The organism is Photorhabdus asymbiotica (assembly GCF_003634575.1).
GTDB classification, from domain to species: Bacteria; Pseudomonadota; Gammaproteobacteria; order Enterobacterales; family Enterobacteriaceae; genus Photorhabdus; species Photorhabdus asymbiotica.
In genome coordinates, this window is sequence record NZ_RBLJ01000004.1 from 436,222 (window position 1) to 453,000 (window position 16,779).

At 46.7% G+C, this 16,779-nt stretch carries 17 protein-coding genes; 14 read left to right on the forward strand and 3 right to left on the reverse strand.

Annotation, left to right across the window (positions count from 1 at the left end):
* Positions 1-31: 31 nt before the first annotated feature.
* The 5 genes from BDD30_RS17730 to BDD30_RS17750 all read left to right on the forward strand — a co-directional run bounded on the left by BDD30_RS17730 (position 32) and on the right by BDD30_RS17750 (position 7,677).
* Entirely contained in the window at positions 32-1,495 is a 1,464-nt protein-coding gene (locus BDD30_RS17730; RefSeq protein ID WP_041382000.1) for a hypothetical protein, read from the forward strand.
* Positions 1,496-1,565: 70 nt separating this feature from the next.
* Positions 1,566-3,029: a hypothetical protein gene (locus BDD30_RS23755; RefSeq protein WP_015834793.1), complete on the forward strand. Its 1,464-nt coding sequence runs from the start codon at positions 1,566-1,568 to the stop codon at positions 3,027-3,029.
* Positions 3,030-3,115: 86 nt separating this feature from the next.
* On the forward strand, positions 3,116-4,585 hold the full coding sequence (locus BDD30_RS17740; RefSeq protein WP_015834792.1) for a hypothetical protein: 1,470 nt from the start codon (positions 3,116-3,118) through the stop codon (positions 4,583-4,585).
* Between the two features lie 48 nt (positions 4,586-4,633).
* On the forward strand, positions 4,634-6,166 hold the full coding sequence (locus tag BDD30_RS17745) for a hypothetical protein (RefSeq protein ID WP_015834791.1): 1,533 nt from the start codon (positions 4,634-4,636) through the stop codon (positions 6,164-6,166).
* Positions 6,167-6,189: 23 nt separating this feature from the next.
* Positions 6,190-7,677 (forward strand): hypothetical protein, encoded by a 1,488-nt coding sequence (locus BDD30_RS17750; RefSeq protein WP_015834790.1) that lies wholly within the window; start codon positions 6,190-6,192, stop codon positions 7,675-7,677.
* A 61-nt stretch (positions 7,678-7,738) separates the two neighbouring features.
* Here the strand turns inward: BDD30_RS17750 and BDD30_RS17755 are convergent, their stop codons facing one another.
* From BDD30_RS17755 to flgA, 3 genes are all read right to left on the reverse strand, one after another.
* On the reverse strand, positions 7,739-8,179 hold the full coding sequence (locus tag BDD30_RS17755) for a flagella synthesis protein FlgN (RefSeq protein ID WP_015834789.1): 441 nt from the start codon (positions 8,177-8,179) through the stop codon (positions 7,739-7,741).
* 11 nt (positions 8,180-8,190) lie between these two features.
* A complete protein-coding gene (flgM, locus tag BDD30_RS17760) occupies positions 8,191-8,493 on the reverse strand; it encodes a flagellar biosynthesis anti-sigma factor FlgM (RefSeq protein ID WP_015834788.1) in 303 nt (100 codons plus the stop codon).
* A 125-nt stretch (positions 8,494-8,618) separates the two neighbouring features.
* A complete protein-coding gene (gene flgA, locus BDD30_RS17765; RefSeq protein WP_015834787.1) occupies positions 8,619-9,278 on the reverse strand; it encodes a flagellar basal body P-ring formation chaperone FlgA in 660 nt (219 codons plus the stop codon).
* A gap of 231 nt (positions 9,279-9,509) precedes the next feature.
* Here flgA and flgB point away from each other — a divergent pair, with 231 nt between their 5' ends.
* The 9 genes from flgB (at position 9,510) to flgJ (ending at position 16,756) form a co-directional block, all read left to right on the forward strand.
* Positions 9,510-9,923, forward strand: a complete 414-nt coding sequence (flgB, locus tag BDD30_RS17770) for a flagellar basal body rod protein FlgB (protein ID WP_015834786.1) — start codon at positions 9,510-9,512, stop codon at positions 9,921-9,923.
* A 5-nt stretch (positions 9,924-9,928) separates the two neighbouring features.
* A complete protein-coding gene (flgC, locus tag BDD30_RS17775; protein WP_015834785.1) occupies positions 9,929-10,333 on the forward strand; it encodes a flagellar basal body rod protein FlgC in 405 nt (134 codons plus the stop codon).
* A 12-nt stretch (positions 10,334-10,345) separates the two neighbouring features.
* Positions 10,346-11,044, forward strand: coding sequence for a flagellar hook assembly protein FlgD (flgD, locus tag BDD30_RS17780; protein WP_015834784.1), 699 nt, complete (start codon positions 10,346-10,348; stop codon positions 11,042-11,044).
* A 28-nt stretch (positions 11,045-11,072) separates the two neighbouring features.
* Entirely contained in the window at positions 11,073-12,287 is a 1,215-nt protein-coding gene (flgE, locus tag BDD30_RS17785; protein ID WP_015834783.1) for a flagellar hook protein FlgE, read from the forward strand.
* An 18-nt stretch (positions 12,288-12,305) separates the two neighbouring features.
* Positions 12,306-13,061 carry a flagellar basal body rod protein FlgF gene (locus BDD30_RS17790; protein ID WP_015834782.1) on the forward strand — a complete coding sequence of 252 codons (756 nt, stop codon included), beginning with the start codon at positions 12,306-12,308 and terminating at the stop codon, positions 13,059-13,061.
* Between the two features lie 23 nt (positions 13,062-13,084).
* Positions 13,085-13,867, forward strand: coding sequence for a flagellar basal-body rod protein FlgG (gene flgG, locus BDD30_RS17795; protein WP_015834781.1), 783 nt, complete (start codon positions 13,085-13,087; stop codon positions 13,865-13,867).
* Positions 13,868-13,940: 73 nt separating this feature from the next.
* Positions 13,941-14,693 (forward strand): flagellar basal body L-ring protein FlgH, encoded by a 753-nt coding sequence (locus BDD30_RS17800; protein ID WP_015834780.1) that lies wholly within the window; start codon positions 13,941-13,943, stop codon positions 14,691-14,693.
* Positions 14,694-14,705: 12 nt separating this feature from the next.
* On the forward strand, positions 14,706-15,815 hold the full coding sequence (locus tag BDD30_RS17805) for a flagellar basal body P-ring protein FlgI (protein ID WP_041381997.1): 1,110 nt from the start codon (positions 14,706-14,708) through the stop codon (positions 15,813-15,815).
* The gene (gene flgJ / locus BDD30_RS17810; protein ID WP_015834778.1) at positions 15,815-16,756 is read left to right on the forward strand and encodes a flagellar assembly peptidoglycan hydrolase FlgJ; all 942 of its coding nucleotides are present in this window, start codon (positions 15,815-15,817) and stop codon (positions 16,754-16,756) included. Before BDD30_RS17805 ends, flgJ begins: the two co-directional genes overlap by 1 nt.
* The last annotated feature ends 23 nt before the right edge of the window (positions 16,757-16,779 follow it).

A 16,779-nucleotide genomic window follows, 5' to 3' on the forward strand; every position in this document is an offset into this window, starting at 1 on the left:
GGTGACTGTCTAATACGGCTTTTGAGGACATATTATGACTGATAAAGAAATGAGTTCTGTTGAATCGTTAAAAGCGAGTTTTAAGTCCGGTGTTCCGCCTGCGCCTGAGGCATTTTTCCATTTGATTGATGAGGCATATAAGGCATATGAAATCATTGATGGCGGTAAGGGTGATGGCCCAACCGCAGGGCTGAAACGAGATGATAAAGGGAAACTGGCTCTCAACACTCACCTTTCTGGCGGGTTAAACCTTGATCAGGGGGCTTTGGCCCTATCACTGAAGCCAGAAGGGGGATGCTCTTTTGATGGAGGAAGGCGTCTGAAATTGGATGCCGATCGGCAGGTCAAGTTTGCGGATTTCTTCAGTTTATCGCGGTGGGAGCGGATGGAGATCCCGCGGGTGTTGGGTTTGAAACCTGCCATGATGGCGCGTGTGGTTTCTCCTTCCCCTAAAGTGAATGAACGTTTTGGCACTTCTATTAGCCTGAACGCGGCGGGAGACTGCTTAGCGGTTGGGATGGATAATAAAGTCTGTGTATATACGGGTCGGAAGGGTGAGTGGAATATAAGTGCTCCTACGGTGTTTGAGAATGATCAAGATAAATCTCGTAGTTCCTGGGATGTCAGTTTGAATGCGGTAGGAGATTGCCTGGCGGTGGGATACTTGGTGGAATACTACATGGATGTTAAAAAAGTGAAGGCTTATGTATATACGCGCACGAATGGCGTCTGGGATACCAAAAATCCCATTGTGTTTCCGCTGGAAGATCAACGTGGATACTCTATTAATGCGAATGTCTGCTTGAACGCCACAGGAGACTGTCTGGTGGTGGGCGGTGCCTCTATGTCCTATATATACACACGTACGAACGGGATTTGGGATACAGAAAACTCCATTCAGTTACCTTATTTTGTCAAGGTTTGTCTGAGTGCCTCGGGAAATTGTCTGGCGGGGTATGTGTACAACGGGGTTTCTGTGTATACACGCACGAATGGGGTTTGGGATAGAGAAAACTACGTTAGCTTCGCTGCCTCTAAAGATAATTCGTCCAGTTTTAATCGGATTTTTAGCCTAAATGCAGAGGGAGATCATCTGGCGGTGGGGGTGGATTATAATGTCCCTACTGCTGGGAAGGTTTACCTGTATACGCGCACGAATGGGATCTGGGATACAGAAAATCCCATTAAGTTTTCGGCTCCTGCAAGTGACGTAACGTATTTTGGCAGCGCTATCAAACTGAATGATGTGGGAAATCGTCTGGTAGTGGGGGCGGCTTCCCGGGTGTATGTGTATACCTGTCTAAATAATAAGTGGAATATGGAAACACCTCTCGAGATTTTGGACCCTTCAGGCAATTCAAACAATTTAAATGGTTTTGGTCAGGCTGTCAGTTTGAATAGGTGGGAGACGAGTTTGGCGGTTGGTGCAGTTTCAGCCGAGGTTGGTTCTGTGTCTGAAGCTGGTGCAGTCTATGTCTTTGAGAATGTCAAATGAAGACAGAGGACAGAAAACGGAGGACAGAGAACAGGTGACGGTGACTGTCTAATACGGCTTTTGAGGAAATATGATGACTGATAAAGAAATTAGTACTGTTGACTCATTGAAAGCGAGTTTTAAGTCTGGTGTGCGGCTCATGCCGGAAGCCTTTTCTCATGTGATTGATGAGGCATATAAGGTATATGAAATCATTGATGGCGCTCAGGGTGATGGCCCAACCGCAGGGCTGAAACGAGATGACAAAGGAAAACTGGCCCTCAACACTCACCATTCTGGCGGGTTGAATTCTAATCTGGGCGCTTTGTCCCTATCACTGAAACCAGAAGGGGGACTCTCTTTTGATGGGGGAGGATATCTGAAATTGGATGCCGCTCGGCAGATTCAGTTTGCGGATTTTTTCAGTTTATCGCGATGGGAGCGGATGGAAATCACGCAGTTGTTGGGTTTGAAACGTACTCTGATAACGCGCATTGTTTCTCCCTTCCCTAGAACGGATGAGTCTTTTGGTAGCTCTGTTAGCCTGAACGCGGTGGGAGACTGTTTAGCGGTTGGGATGAATAGTCACGTCTATGTGTATACGCGCCGGAAGAGTGGTGAGTGGAATATAAGCAAGCCGATTGTGTTTGAGGATGTTGAATATGTTTTATCTTCATGGCGTGTCGGTTTGGATGCGGCGGGAGATTGTCTGGCGTTGGGAGACATATGGCCCGAAGTGGTTCGTGTATATACACGCACGAAGGGCGTTTGGGATACAAAACATCCCGTTGTGTTTCCGCGGGTCGCTGTAAACTTTGGTGCGAATGTCAGCTTGAATGCCGCAGGAGACTGTCTGGTGGCTGGGGGCAAATACTCCTCTCCGTTCCGTATGTTTATACGCCGGAATGGGATCTGGGATACAGAAAAACCCATTCTGTTTCCGGCCCCTTCGGATGCTTATGAGTTTGGCGCGATTGCCCACCTGAGTGCTGCGGGAAACCGTCTGGCGGTGTGTGATGATTACATTTCCGCGATTTATGTCTATACACGCACAAATGGGATTTGGGATACAGAAAACCCCATTAAGTTCCGTCGCCCTGAAGGTGAATCCTCTCGTTTTAGCGTGGTTTTTAGCCTGAATGCAGAGGGAGATCGCTTGGCGGTGGGTACGTATTTTTATAAACCCTATAATGGGGAGGTTTATCTGTATACGTGCACGAATGGGATCTGGGATAGAGAAAATCCCGTTAAGTTTTCGGCCCCGGCAAATAGAGTATCTTTTGGCGGTTCTCTCGAACTGAATGATGCGGGAGATCGTCTGGCAGTGGGAGCGTCATCCAGGGTGTATGTATATACCTGTCTGAATAATAAGTGGAATATGGAAGCACCTATCGAGATTTTGAACCCTTCGGGCGATTCAGATAATTTAAATGGTTTTGGTGGACCTGTCGGCCTGAATAAGGCGGGGACGAGTTTGGCGGTTGGCGCAGCGTTAGAAGGTGTTGATTCTAAATCCGAAGCCGGTGCAGTTTATATCTTTGAGAATGTCAATTGATGACCGTATAGAAGGCAGAAGACAGAAGACAGAGAACAGAAGACAGATAACGGTGACTGTCTAATACGGCTGGCTTTTGAGGAAATGTGATGACTGATAAAGAAATTAGTACTGTTGACTCATTGAAAGCGAGTTTTAAATCTGGTGTGCGGCTCATGCCGGAAGCTTTTTCCCATTTGATTGATGAGGCATATAAGGCATATGAAATCATTGATGGCGCTCAGGGGGATGGCCCAACCGCAGGGCTGAAACGAGATGGTAAAGGAAAACTGGCCCTCAACACTTACCATTCTGGCGGGTTGAATTCTAATCAGGGCGCTTTGGCCCTATCACTGAAACCAGAAGGGGGACTCTCTTTTGATGGGGGAGGATATCTGAAATTGGATGCCGCTCGGCAGATTCAGTTTGCGGATTTTTTCAGTTTATCGCGGGGAGCTCGGATGGAGATCACGCAGTTGTTGGGTTTGAAACGTACTCTGATAACGCGAATTGTTTCTCCTTCCCCCATAGAAGATGAGTATTTTGGTAGCTCGGTTAGCCTGAACACGGTGGGAGACTGCTTAGCGGTTGGGTCGAATCGTAAAGTCTGTGTGTATACGCGTCGGAAGAGTGGTGAGTGGAATATAAGAAAGCCTATCGTACTTGAGAATTCTGAAAATCGATCTCGTATGTCTTCATGGGATGTCAGTCTGGATGCGGAGGGGGATTGCCTGGCGTTGGGAAACAGTTCGCCCTCTATTGTTTATGCATATATACGCACGAATGGCGTCTGGGATACAAAACACCCCATTGTATTTCCGCGGGTTGCTGAATACTTTGGTGAGAATGTTAGCTTGAGCGCCGCAGGAGATTGTCTGGTGAGTGGGGGCGGGTACGGAGGCGGGTATTACCCTATGTTCTCTATGTTTACACGCACGAACGGGATCTGGGATACAGAAAACCCTATTCAGTTTCCGGTTCCTTATAGATTTGGCAAAGTTGTCCGCTTGAGTGCCGCGGGAAACTGTCTGGCGGCGCTTGATGATGGCAGTCACATGATTTATGTGTATACACGCACAAATGGGACTTGGGATACAGAAAACACCATTAAGTTCAGTCCCCCTGAAAATCATCTATTATTGGGCAGGGCTTTTAGCCTGAATGCAGAGGGAGATCGCTTAGCGATGGGGATGATGCCGAATGAGAATAAACCCGCTGATTGGAAAGTTTATCTGTATACGCGCACGAATGGGATCTGGGATACAGAAAATCCCATTAAGTTTTCGGCTCCTGCAAGTGACGTAACGTATTTTGGCCGCGCGCTCGAACTGAATGATGCAGGAGATCGTTTGGTAGTGGGAGCATATTCTAGGGTATATGTGTATACCTGCATAAATAATAAGTGGAATATGGAAACACCTATCGAGATTTTGAACCCTTCAGACAATTTAAGTGGTTTTGGTGGGTCTGTCGGCCTGAATAAGGCGGGGACGAGTTTGGTTGTTGGCGCAGGTCCATACAAGTTTGGTTCTGAGTCCGAAGCCGGTGCAGTCTACATCTTTGAAAATGTTAAATGATTCCCATACAGATGACGGTGACTGTTTAATACAGTTTTCGAGGAAATTATGATAACTGATAAAGAAATTAATCCCGTTGACTCATTGAAAGCGAATTTTAAATCTGGTGTGAGGCTCATGCCGGAAGCCTTTTCTCATGTGATTGATGAGGCCTATAAAGCATATGAAATCATTGATGGCGTTCAGGGGGATGGCCCAACCGCAGGGCTGAAACGAGATGATAAAGGAAAACTGACCCTCAACACCCAGCATTCTGGCGGATTAAATTCTAATCAAGGCGCTTTGGCGCTATCACTGAAACCAGAAGGGGGACTCTCGTTTGATGGGGGAGGGTATCTGAAATTGGATGCCGATCGGCAGATTCAGTTTGCGGATTTTTTCAGTTTATCGCGGCGTGAGCGGATGGAGATCACGCAGGTGTTGGGTTTGAAGCGCACCATGGTAACGCGCATTGTTTCTCCCTTCCCCAAAGAAAATGAGCGTTTTGGCGTTTCTGTTAGCCTGAATGCGGCAGGAGACTGTTTAGCGGTTGGGATGAATAATCAAGTCTATGTATATACGCGCCGGAAGAGTGGTGAGTGGAATATAAGCAAGCCGATTGTGTTTGAGGCTTATGAAGATGAATATCATAGATCTTCATGGGATGTCTCTCTGGATGCGGCTGGCGATACCCTGGCGTTGGGAAACATGTATCCGTATCCCACTTATAACCAAGGGCGGGTTTGTGTGTATATGCGCACGAAGGGCGTTTGGGATACAAAACATCCCGTAGTGTTTCCGATTGGAAGTGAATACTTTGGTGTGAGTGTCAGCTTGAGCGCCGCAGGAGACAGTCTGGTGGGTGGGGCCAATCACTACACTCCGTTCCGTATATTTATGCGCCGGAATGGGATCTGGGATACAAAAAACCCTATTCAGATTCCGATCCCTCCAAATTTTTATGAGTTTGGCTGGATTGCCCATCTGAGTGCTGCGGGGAACTGTCTGGCGACGCATGATTTCGATCCAAAAAGCACGATTTATGTGTATACACGTATAAACGGGGTCTGGGATACAGAAAACCCCATTAAGTTCAGTCACCCTGAAGGTGAAACATCTGGTTTCAGCAGAGTTTTTAGCCTGAATGCAGAGGGAGATCGTCTGGTGGTGGGTACGCAGTTTTATAAAACCACAAAGGGGGAGGTTTATCTGTATACGCGCACGAATGGGATCTGGGATAAAGAAAATCCCATTAAGTTTTCGGCCCCGGCAAGTAGCGTATATTTTGGTAGCTCTCTTGAACTGAATGATGCGGGAGATCGTCTGGCAGTGGGTGCAGCTTCCCGGGTGTATGTGTATACCTGTCTGAATGATAAGTGGAATATGGAAACACCGATGGAGATTTTGAACCCTTCAGGCAATTCAGACAATTTAAATGGTTTTGGTGGGCCTGTCGGCCTGAATAAGGCGGGGACGAGTTTGGCTGTTGGTGCAACGTCAGAAAGTGTTGATGCTAAATCCAAAGCCGGTGCAGTTTATATCTTTGAGAATATCAATTATGCCCATACAGAAGACAGAAAACCGGTGACGGTGACTGTCTAAATACGGCTGGCTTTTGAGGAAATGTGATGATTGATAAAGAAATTAATACCGTTGACTCATTAAAAGCGAGTTTTAAATCTGGCGTGCGGCTCATGCCGGAAGCCTTTTCCCATGTGATTGATGAAGCCTATAAAGCATATGAAATCATTGATGGCGTTCAGGGTGATGGCCCAACCGCAGGGCTGAAACGAGATGACAAAGGAAAACTGACCCTCAACACTCACCATTCTGGCGGGTTAAACGCTAATCAAGGCGCTTTGGCGCTATCACTGAAACCAGAAGGGGGACTCTCGTTTGATGGGGGAGGGTATCTGAAATTGGATGCCGATCGGCAGGTTCAGTTTGCGGATTTTTTCAGTTTATCGCGGCGTGAGCGGATGGAAATCGCGCAGGTGTTGGGTTTGAAACGCACCATGGTAACGCGCCTTGTTTCTCCCTTCCCCAAAGAGAATGAGTACTTTGGTCGTTCGGTTAGCCTGAACGCGGCGGGAGACTGCTTAGCAGTTGGGATGACTAATAGAGTCTATGTATATACGCGCCGAAAGAGTGGTGAGTGGAATATAAGCAAGCCGATTGTATTTGAAGCTTATGAAGATGAATATCATAGATCTTCATGGGATGTCAGTCTGGATGCAGCTGGCGATACCCTGGCGTTGGGAAACATGTTGCCGTATCCCACTTATAACCAAGGGCGGGTTTGTGTATATACGCGCACGAATGGCGTCTGGGATACAAAACATCCCGTAGTGTTTCCGATTGGAAGTGAATACTTTGGTACGAGTGTCAGCTTGAGCGCCGCAGGAGACTGTTTAGTGGGTGGGGCCAAACATTACTCTCCGCTCCGTATATTTATGCGCAGGAATGGGATCTGGGATACAAAAAACCCTATTCAGATTCCGCTCCCTCCGAATTTTTATGAGTTTGGCTTGGTTGCCCACCTGAGTGCCGCGGGAAACTGTCTGGCGGTGCACGGTTTGGAGCCAAGAAACACGATTTATGTGTATACATGCACAAATGGGATCTGGGATGGAGAAAACCCCATTAAGTTCAATCACCCTCACCCTGAGAGTGAATTTAGCCAGACTTTTAGTCTGAATGCAGAGGGAGATCGTCTGGTGGTGGGTACGGAGTTTTATAAATCCTCTAATGGGGAGGTTTATTTGTATACGCGCACGAATGGGATCTGGGATAGAGAAAATCCCATTAAGTTTTTGGCCCCTGTAAGTGGCAAATATTTTGGCGGTTCTCTCGAACTGAATGATGCGGGAGATCGTCTGGCAGTGGGAGCGTCTTATCGGGTGTATGTGTATACCTGTCTGAATAATAAGTGGAATATGGAAACACCGATGGAGATTTTGAACCCTTCAGGCAATTCAGACAATTTAAATGGTTTTGGTGGACCTGTTGGCCTGAATAAGGCGGGGACGAGTTTGGCTGTTGGTGCAACGTCAGAAGGTGTTGATTCTAAATCTAAAGCCGGTGCGGTTTATATTTTTGAAAATATGAAATAAATAGGTATGGAAGGCTGTAACAGGAAAACGGCACTACCGCAATAGGCGGTAATGCACTGAATCAAACTTGGACTTTGTGGCCGGAAAGCATGCTGTGACGGGCAGCCTGGCCGTCTGAACCGTATAAAGATGGGCTATGATGACTTTTTAGGAAAGCAATGGCTTTACTATTTAAATCAAGATGCTGAGTTAACAACGAGCCGTTATGCGTGTTTAAATCACGAACCCGAATAATTGCTTTGCCAATCTGTTGCCATAATGTGGCAAGCATAGGTTGCTTATCATAAGGTGCAATGACGTTTAGCGCTTGGCTTAAATTAAGACGCCGCTGCTCTGAATGGCTAAGCGCGGATAACAGGAAATTTTTTCGTTCTGTTACCCGGTGCAAATCACGTGCTTCAATAAAACCCTCGCACAGAATATGCCGCTCTTCCGTCATTATTTGGGTCAGCGAGGTTAAATGAGTCACTTGCTGTTCGAGTAATTGTTGCAGTTCTTCCATAACAGATTTAACTACTTCTTATAATGCTGAAAATTCTCGGCGGCTTCTTTGAGCAGAGCATCTGCGATTCTACCGCTGTTCATTTTTAAAGTTCCTTGAGCAATTGCTTCTTTCAACTTTTGCACCTTTTGGATATTGATATCCTGGCTACTTGGTTGAACCAGTTTTGTTTGTGCTTCGCTCAGTTTTACTTGTGCATCGCTGCTTTGTAAAGTAACGCCGGAGGTTTTGCGGGTGCCCTGGGCGCTTTCATTAGTCGGTCGCTGTTGAACAGCGGCGATAGCTAATAAGGGTTGAGTGCGTTCGATACTCATAATTATTATCCTTTATGGCCAGGCATAGGTTCACCTATGGATCGGAGCAGGTTACATGCCATTTGCGTACCTGCAAGTCGTGCTCTGCTGGTTATATCGGCACAGTAAAAGAAAACTTTAGTAACTTATAACATGATTTTTACACTACCGTTTTCTAACGCCTGGCCGGTTATAACGAGTCCTGAATTCATTCGGACTCTGACTTTATCAGAAGTAGCAGCATTATTAATAGCTTTCCCTTCATTCCGTATCTGAAAGCCATCTCCCTGTACGATGACCACCACGTTTTGACCTGATCGCACTGCCCATGGGCGGCGTAACATAGTGCGCGTGAGAACCTGCCCAGCCGGGATATTGCGCACCGCAACGCCGTTTTTTATTTCATTTTTGTTAAAAATCAGATCATGAGGTAGTTTTTCCAGTAACCCGCTTCTGACCTGAACATCTTTCTCTGATAGAACATCATTACGCGAGAGAGCACGACGGGTAACCAGATAGTTTCCCGTGACACTGACCGCGACTTGAATAAATTTGCGTTGTTGATGACAGACGACGGGCAAAGAGATATTTCCCCAGTTTTGACCACCAACCGGTGGCTGAATTTCTGGCAATTCACATTGAGGCCATTGCGGTTCCGGTGTTCTGATTTCAACAGAGACGTTATGGTGATTATCCCGGTGTATTTGCTTGAAATAATGCGTTATAGCCTGAGGTAAAGGATTGCCCCATGCCATCGGCATAATAAAGAAAAATGCGAACAGCCCGATAATCTTTATAGCTTGCATCTTCTCGCTCTCATTATTTCTGTTGATAAAGTCAATAAATCCGCCGTCGTTTAATGGCGCACAGTGTATCTGTGTTGAGCGTCAGTTAATGGGATAAATAGCAATTCAATTAGCGTCTATTCATCCGATAGGCTTTTCCTTCAGCGTTTATTCTGTTTACTGCGAACTTCGCGATCGTGAAGGCGCTATTAAAGATTCACAACACAGATAAGTCACATCAGAGGGAGGAATATGCTCGATAAATTAGATGCAGCCTTTCATTTTCAGCAGGAAGCCTTGTCATTGCGATCACGGCGACAGGAAATCCTGTCCGCTAATATCGCCAATGCGGATACGCCTGGCTATCAGGCGCGGGATATTGATTTCGCCGCACAACTGAAAAAAACCATTGCACACGGTCGGGTCACCGGAAACGGGATCGGGCTGACGCTGACATCGGATCGGCATATTCCTATTCAGCCTCAGAAAAGGATGGAAATGGACTTGCTGTATCGCGTGCCTTATCAGCCAGCGATGGATGGCAACACGGTGGATATGGATATGGAACGCAGCAATTTTATGGATAACAGCCTGAAATATCAGGCCGAGCTGACGGCGACCAGCTCTCAGGTTAAAAGCATGATGTCAGTTTTACAGCAAGGATAAAGGCCATGTCTTTACTCAGCGTTTTTGATATTGCCGGTTCGGCATTATCAGCTCAATCCCAAAGGTTAAATGTCAGTGCCAGTAATATGGCGAATGCCGATAGTGTTGCGGGGCCTGATGGTCAGCCATATCGGGCTAAACAGGTGGTTTTTCGTGTTGCTGCACCGGCGGGACAAGAAACTGGTGGTGTCAGGGTCAGTGAAATAGTTGATGATCCAACCCCTTTCCGCCTTGAGTATCAGCCGGGACACCCATTGGCCGATGAAAAAGGCTATGTGCGAATGCCAAACGTTGATGTGGTTGGGGAAATGATTAACACCATTTCGGCTTCCCGTAGCTATCAAGCTAATGTTGAAGTGCTTAATACGACTAAATCGCTGATGCTGAAAACATTAACGTTAGGTCAGTAGCAGGAGCGACTCATGGCAATTACCAGTTCAATAAACGGATCTCAGGATAACACGACGGTCAGGGAGTTGGCCCAGAACAGCAAGACAAACAAGAAGAATAGCGAAGAGCTGAATAGCAATTTTATGCAATTGCTGATCGCGCAAGTAAAAAACCAAGACCCAACTAATCCGATGCAGAACAATGAGCTAACAGCCCATTTAGCGCAGATCAACATGCTAGAAGGGATCGAAAAGCTGAATACCACAGTCGGGTCTATTGTTGGTCAGATTAATAATAATCAGTCTTTACAGGTATCAGCTCTGATTGGGCGAGGTGTGATGATCCCTGGGGATACCATTCTGGTTGGTACAAACGAAAAAGATGGGAGCATCAGTACGACACCATTTGGTATTGAGTTAGAAAGACCGGCAGATAGTGTGAAAGTCACCATTACTGATAAGCAAGGCGCAGTTGTACGCCAAATTGATATCGGTGCGTTAGAAGCGGGTGTTCATAGTTTCCCTTGGGACGGTACAAAAGAAGATGGTGCTATAGCTGAGGGCGGCGCTTATACAATCACCATAGCAGCCAGCTATAAAGGCGAACAGAGAGTGTTTCAACCATTAAGGTTCGCGAGGGTGAATGGTGTTACTCGTGATGCGGATGGCGCCAAGTTAGATTTAGGACGGATCGGTACTGTCACAATGGATCAGGTACGTCAGATTCTTTAACAAACAAGTATTTTAACGGAGAAGAAATATGGCCTTTTCGCAGGCAGTAAGTGGTTTGAATGCGGCAGCAGCTAATTTGGATGTGATTGGTAACAATATCGCTAACGCAGCAACATATGGCTTTAAATCGAGTTCGGCTGCTTTTGCTGATATCTTCGCCGGTTCTCAAGTGGGTTTGGGAGTAAAAATGTCGGGTATTAACCAGAACTTTAAAGATGGTACGCCGACAACGACTAACCGAACACTTGATATGGCGATCACTCAGGGCGGTTTTTTCCGTATGCAAAGCAGTGATGGCACAATCCGTTACTCCCGTAACGGTGAGTTTAAATTAGATGAGAACCGTAACATTATTAATATGCAGGGCATGAAGTTGACCGGTTACCCGGCAGTGAGTGTCAATGGGGGGGCACCAGAGATTCAAAAGGGAGCTAACCCAGAACCGATCACAATATCTCAGGATATGCTGTCGGCTAAAGCAACAACTAAAGTCACGATGACGGCAAACCTTAACTCAATGCATAAAAAAACAACCGGGGCTTTTTCACCAGAAGAAGCGGATTCTTATAACTATACTACCAGTGTGACGACTTTTGATAGTTTGGGTAACCCGCATAATGTCAGGGTTTTCTTTGTAAAAACAAACGATAACGAATGGCAGGTTCATGCTCAGGATAGTACGGTTGAGGGCGCTAAAGCAGCTTCGTTGGGAACGCTGAAATTTGATGGCAATGGCAAACTCATTGGAGACAATAATCAGTTTACATTTAATGTTCCCTCTCTGAATGGTTCTAATGCCGCTGATATCACTATTGATTTTAATGGTAGTAAACAGCAGAAAATTGATGCTGATAGCATATTGGCACCCAAGCAAGACGGTTATGCCGCAGGTAAATTCAATGGCTACCGCATTGAAAAAGATGGCCGTGTTATCGGTACCTATTCCAATCTGCAATCCCAGGTATTAGGTCAGATTGTTCTGACTAACTTTGCTAACCCGGAAGGACTGGCAGCACAAGGTGACAACGTTTGGGTAGAAACGGGCGCTTCAGGTAGTTCGATTATCGGTATTGCGGGATCAGGTGGCTTTGGCGAATTGCTCAGTAGTACGCTGGAAGCATCCAACGTTGATATGAGCAAAGAGTTGGTCAATATGATCGTGGCCCAACGTAACTATCAATCCAATGCGCAGACCATCAAGACTCAGGATCAGATCCTGCAAACGCTGGTCAGTATGCGCTGATAGTTTCAGGATAGCATTATGGATCATGTCATTTATACCGCAATGGGCGGCGCCCGTCAGACCTTGGAACATCAAGCGGTAACGGCAAATAACCTGGCTAATGCATCGACGCCGGGTTTCAAGGCGCAACTGGCCGCTTTGCGGGCAGTGCCTGTTGAAGGGGCTGCCTTTAACACCCGTACTTTGGTTGTGGCTTCAACGCCTGGTTCTGACAATCGTCAGGGGCCGATGAACTATACCGCGCGTCCTCTGGATGTAGCGATTGGGCAGGGAGGATATCTGGCGGTTCAGCTTGAAGATGGTTCTGAGGCTTATACCCGTAACGGCAGCATTCAAATTTCAGCGGACGGTCAGTTAACTGTCCAGGGTAACTTGCTGATGAGTGAAAACGGCCCGATCGATGTTCCACCACAAGCTGAATTAACCCTGGCGGCTGATGGCTCGATCTCTGCCTTGGTTGCCGGTGATCCGCCAACTTTGCTGGGGCAACTTGGCAAATTGAAAATGGTGAAGCCTGAGGACAATCAGCTGGTTCGTGGCGATGATGGTCTTTTTCATATGACTGAGCAAGCCCGGGAGTTACAGGGTGATGTCTTACCTGCCAGCGATGAGGTGAAATTAATGCCCGGTACGCTTGAAGGAAGTAACGTCAACCCGATGGAAAGCATGGTGAGCATGATTGACAACGCCCGCCGTTTTGAAATGCAGATGAAAGTCATCCATAGCTCAGATGAAAATGCACAACGTGCTAATCAGCTGTTATCAATGAGTTGATTTAGACACAGAGGATAAAACCGATGATCCGATCATTATGGATTGCTAAAACTGGGTTGGATGCCCAGCAAACCAATATGGATGTGATTGCCAATAACCTGGCAAACGTCAGCACCAATGGTTTTAAACGCCAGCGTGCGGTTTTTGAAGATCTGCTTTACCAAACTATTCGTCAACCAGGAGCGATGTCATCGGAACAAACCCGCTTACCTTCTGGTTTACAGATAGGTACTGGGGTACGTCCGGTAGCAACAGAACGCATACATAGTCAGGGAAACTTATCTGGAACCAATAACAATCATCATGTTGCCATTAGAGGGAAGGGTTTCTTTCAGGTTCAGTTACCTGATGGTAGCAGTGCTTACACCCGTGACGGTTCATTTCAGGAAGATCAAAACGGGCAGTTGGTGACCGCTAACGGTTTTTTGGTATTCCCTACCATTACCATTCCTGATAACGCAACAGATATCGCCATTAGCAGTGATGGTGTTGTCAGTGTGAAAGTACAGGGGCAATCGGCACCTCAGCAAGTGGGTCAATTTACCCTGACAACCTTTATCAATGAGAATGGGTTAGAAAGTATTGGTGAAAACCTTTATGTAGAGACCAGCAGCTCTGGCGTACCGATTGAAAATACACCAGGAATAAATGGCGCTGGGTTGCTTCAGCATAAATATTTAGAAACATCTAACGTCAATATCGCTGAAGAATTGGTCAACATGATTCAGACACAGCGTGCTTATGAAGTTAACAGTAAGGCGGTATCGACGTCTGATCAGATGCTACAAAAACTGACTCAGTTATAACCTAATCGTCAATCAGAACCGCGGGGAACATTCAGTTTCCCCGTTATTCAGGGATAAATTAAGAGTATCGAAGATGGATACAATGGCTGTTGCCGAGACCAGCGCCGTTTGTCAGTTCCGCCATTTACGGAAAAATGTGGCGAATAAATGGCGTTGTAGTATAGCACTGGCAGTATTATCACTAACGGGCTGTGCGTATATACCGCAAAAACCCTTGGTTGAGGGGGCAACCACCGCAGCACCTTCTGCGACAACTGCGCCGGTTCCCAATGGCGCTATTTTCCAAGTAGTACAGCCTATTTATTATGGTTATCAGCCGCTATTTGAAGATCGCCGACCACGAAATATTGGCGATACCCTGACGATTACATTGCAGGAAAATGTCAGCGCCAGTAAGAATTCTTCGGCCAATGCCAGCCGCAATGGAAAAACGTCTTTTTCCGCGACACTGACTCCTCGTTTTCTTAAGGGGTTAATTGGTGGAGATAAAACCGATTTAGACATGGAAGGTGAAAATACTTTCGGTGGGAAAGGCGGCGCTAATGCCAATAACACATTCAGAGGGACGATTACCGTGACGGTCGATCAGTTATTGGCAAATGGTAACTTACATGTGGTCGGTGAGAAGCAGATTGCCATCAATCAAGGAACTGAGTTTATTCGTTTCTCCGGTGTCGTTAACCCACGGACAATTAATGCTAATAACACCGTCAGTTCCAATCAAGTGGCTGATGCCCGTATTGAATATGTGGGGAATGGTTATATTAATGAAGCGCAGAACATGGGTTGGTTACAGCGTTTCTTCTTGAATGTTGCACCGTTTTAAAAGGGGATGGTGATGATAAAACAAAGTGCTGTCAGCCTTCTTCTGGTATTGCTGGCTCTGGTGACAACCACGGCATCCGCAGAACGTATTCGTGATCTGACCACAGTTCAAGGAGTACGTGAAAATGCGTTGATTGGTTATGGATTGGTCGTGGGGCTGGATGGTACCGGCGATCAGACTACTCAGACACCATTTACTACCCAGAGTTTAAGTAACATGTTATCCCAATTAGGGATTACGGTTCCTCCGGGCACTAATATGCAGCTGAAAAACGTGGCTGCTGTCATGGTAACGGCTAAATTGCCACCGTTTGGCCGTGCCGGACAGAATATTGATGTGGTAGTTTCCTCGCTGGGGAACGCTAAAAGCTTACGTGGTGGTACTTTGCTGATGACACCCTTAAAAGGCGTTGATAATCAGATATATGCTCTGGCCCAGGGGAACATTTTGGTTGGTGGTGCTGGTGCCAGCACGGGTGGTAGCAGTGTGAAAGTTAATCAGCTTGCTGGTGGCCGAATTAGCAATGGGGCAGTGATTGAACGTGAATTGCCTACGCAGTTTGGTGAAAATGGCATATTGAATCTTCAATTAAATAACGAAGATTTCTCACTCGCGCAGCAAATCAGCGATACGATCAACCGGATGCGAGGAACAGGGACAGCAACGCCGTTGGATGCTCGCACGGTGCAATTGCGTATGCCGAGAGATAAGAGCGAGCAGGTTAAATTCCTTTCTCATGTGCAAAACCTGACTATCCGTGTTGATGTGGGTGATGCCAAAGTGATTATCAACTCCCGCACCGGCTCTGTGGTAATGAACCGCAATGTGATGCTGGATAGCTGCGCGGTTGCTCAGGGGAATCTTTCTGTAACCGTTGAGAATCAGACGGTTGTTAATCAGCCTAATACACCATTAGCCGGCGGAAGTACGGTTGTCACTCGTAATACCGGCGTAGCGGTTCGTGAACAAGGTGGCGCGTTGCAGCGGGTTAACGCCAGTGCGAGTTTGAATAGTGTCGTTCAGGCACTGAATGCATTGGGCGCAACACCGAATGATTTAATGTCAATCTTACAGGCAATGGAAAGTGCGGGTTGTCTGCGGGCGAAGCTGGAGATCATTTGATGAATGATTTTTTAACCCTGTCCGGGGCTGCTTATGATGTACAGTCGGTTAACACATTAAAATCTAATCTGGCAAAAGATCCACAACAGGGACTACGGCAAGTAGCCCAACAGATGGAAGGACTCTTTGTTCAGATGATGCTGAAAAGTATGCGTTCAGCTCTGCCTAAAGATGGCATGTTGAACAGTGAACAGACACACCTCTATACCTCGATATATGATCAGCAAATCGCGCAGAATATTGCTCAGAAGGGGCTAGGTTTTGGCGATATGATACTCAAGCAGCTTTCTAACACTAAAACCGCCCCCAGTGAAATAGCGGGCAAGATACCCATGACTTTGGATAACGAAGTTTTGCAAACCTTGCCAAGGCAAGCGCTTGAGCAATTTATCCGCCGGACGGCACCGAAACTTGAAACGCCGCCTAAACCGTTACCGCTCAACAACGCGAACTTTGTTTCCACCCTTTCGGTTCCTGCCCAGATAGCTAGCCAACGCAGTGGTATTCCTCATTTGCTGATTATTGCTCAGGCGGCGCTGGAATCTGGTTGGGGGCAAAGAGAGATTCTGACTGCTGATGGTAAACCAAGTCATAATCTATTTGGTATTAAGGCTGGTAAGGACTGGAAAGGGTCGGTAACGCATATTCTGACCACCGAATATATCAACGGCGAACCGCAGAAAATGAAAGACAGCTTCCGTGTTTATGGCTCTTACGTGGAAGCGATTACAGATTACGTCAAACTACTCACAGAAAGCCCGCGTTACGCTAAGGTTGTCAGCTCTGCTACCCCGGAACAGGGGGCTTATTCTTTGCAACAGGCAGGTTATGCCACTGATCCTGGATATGCCAAAAAGCTGGTATCGGTTATTCAGCAGTTAAAAGGTGTCGGAGAACAAGCGGTGAAAGCCTATACCCACGATTTGAGCGAATTGTTCTGATCTATATTTTGCTCAAGTTTTAC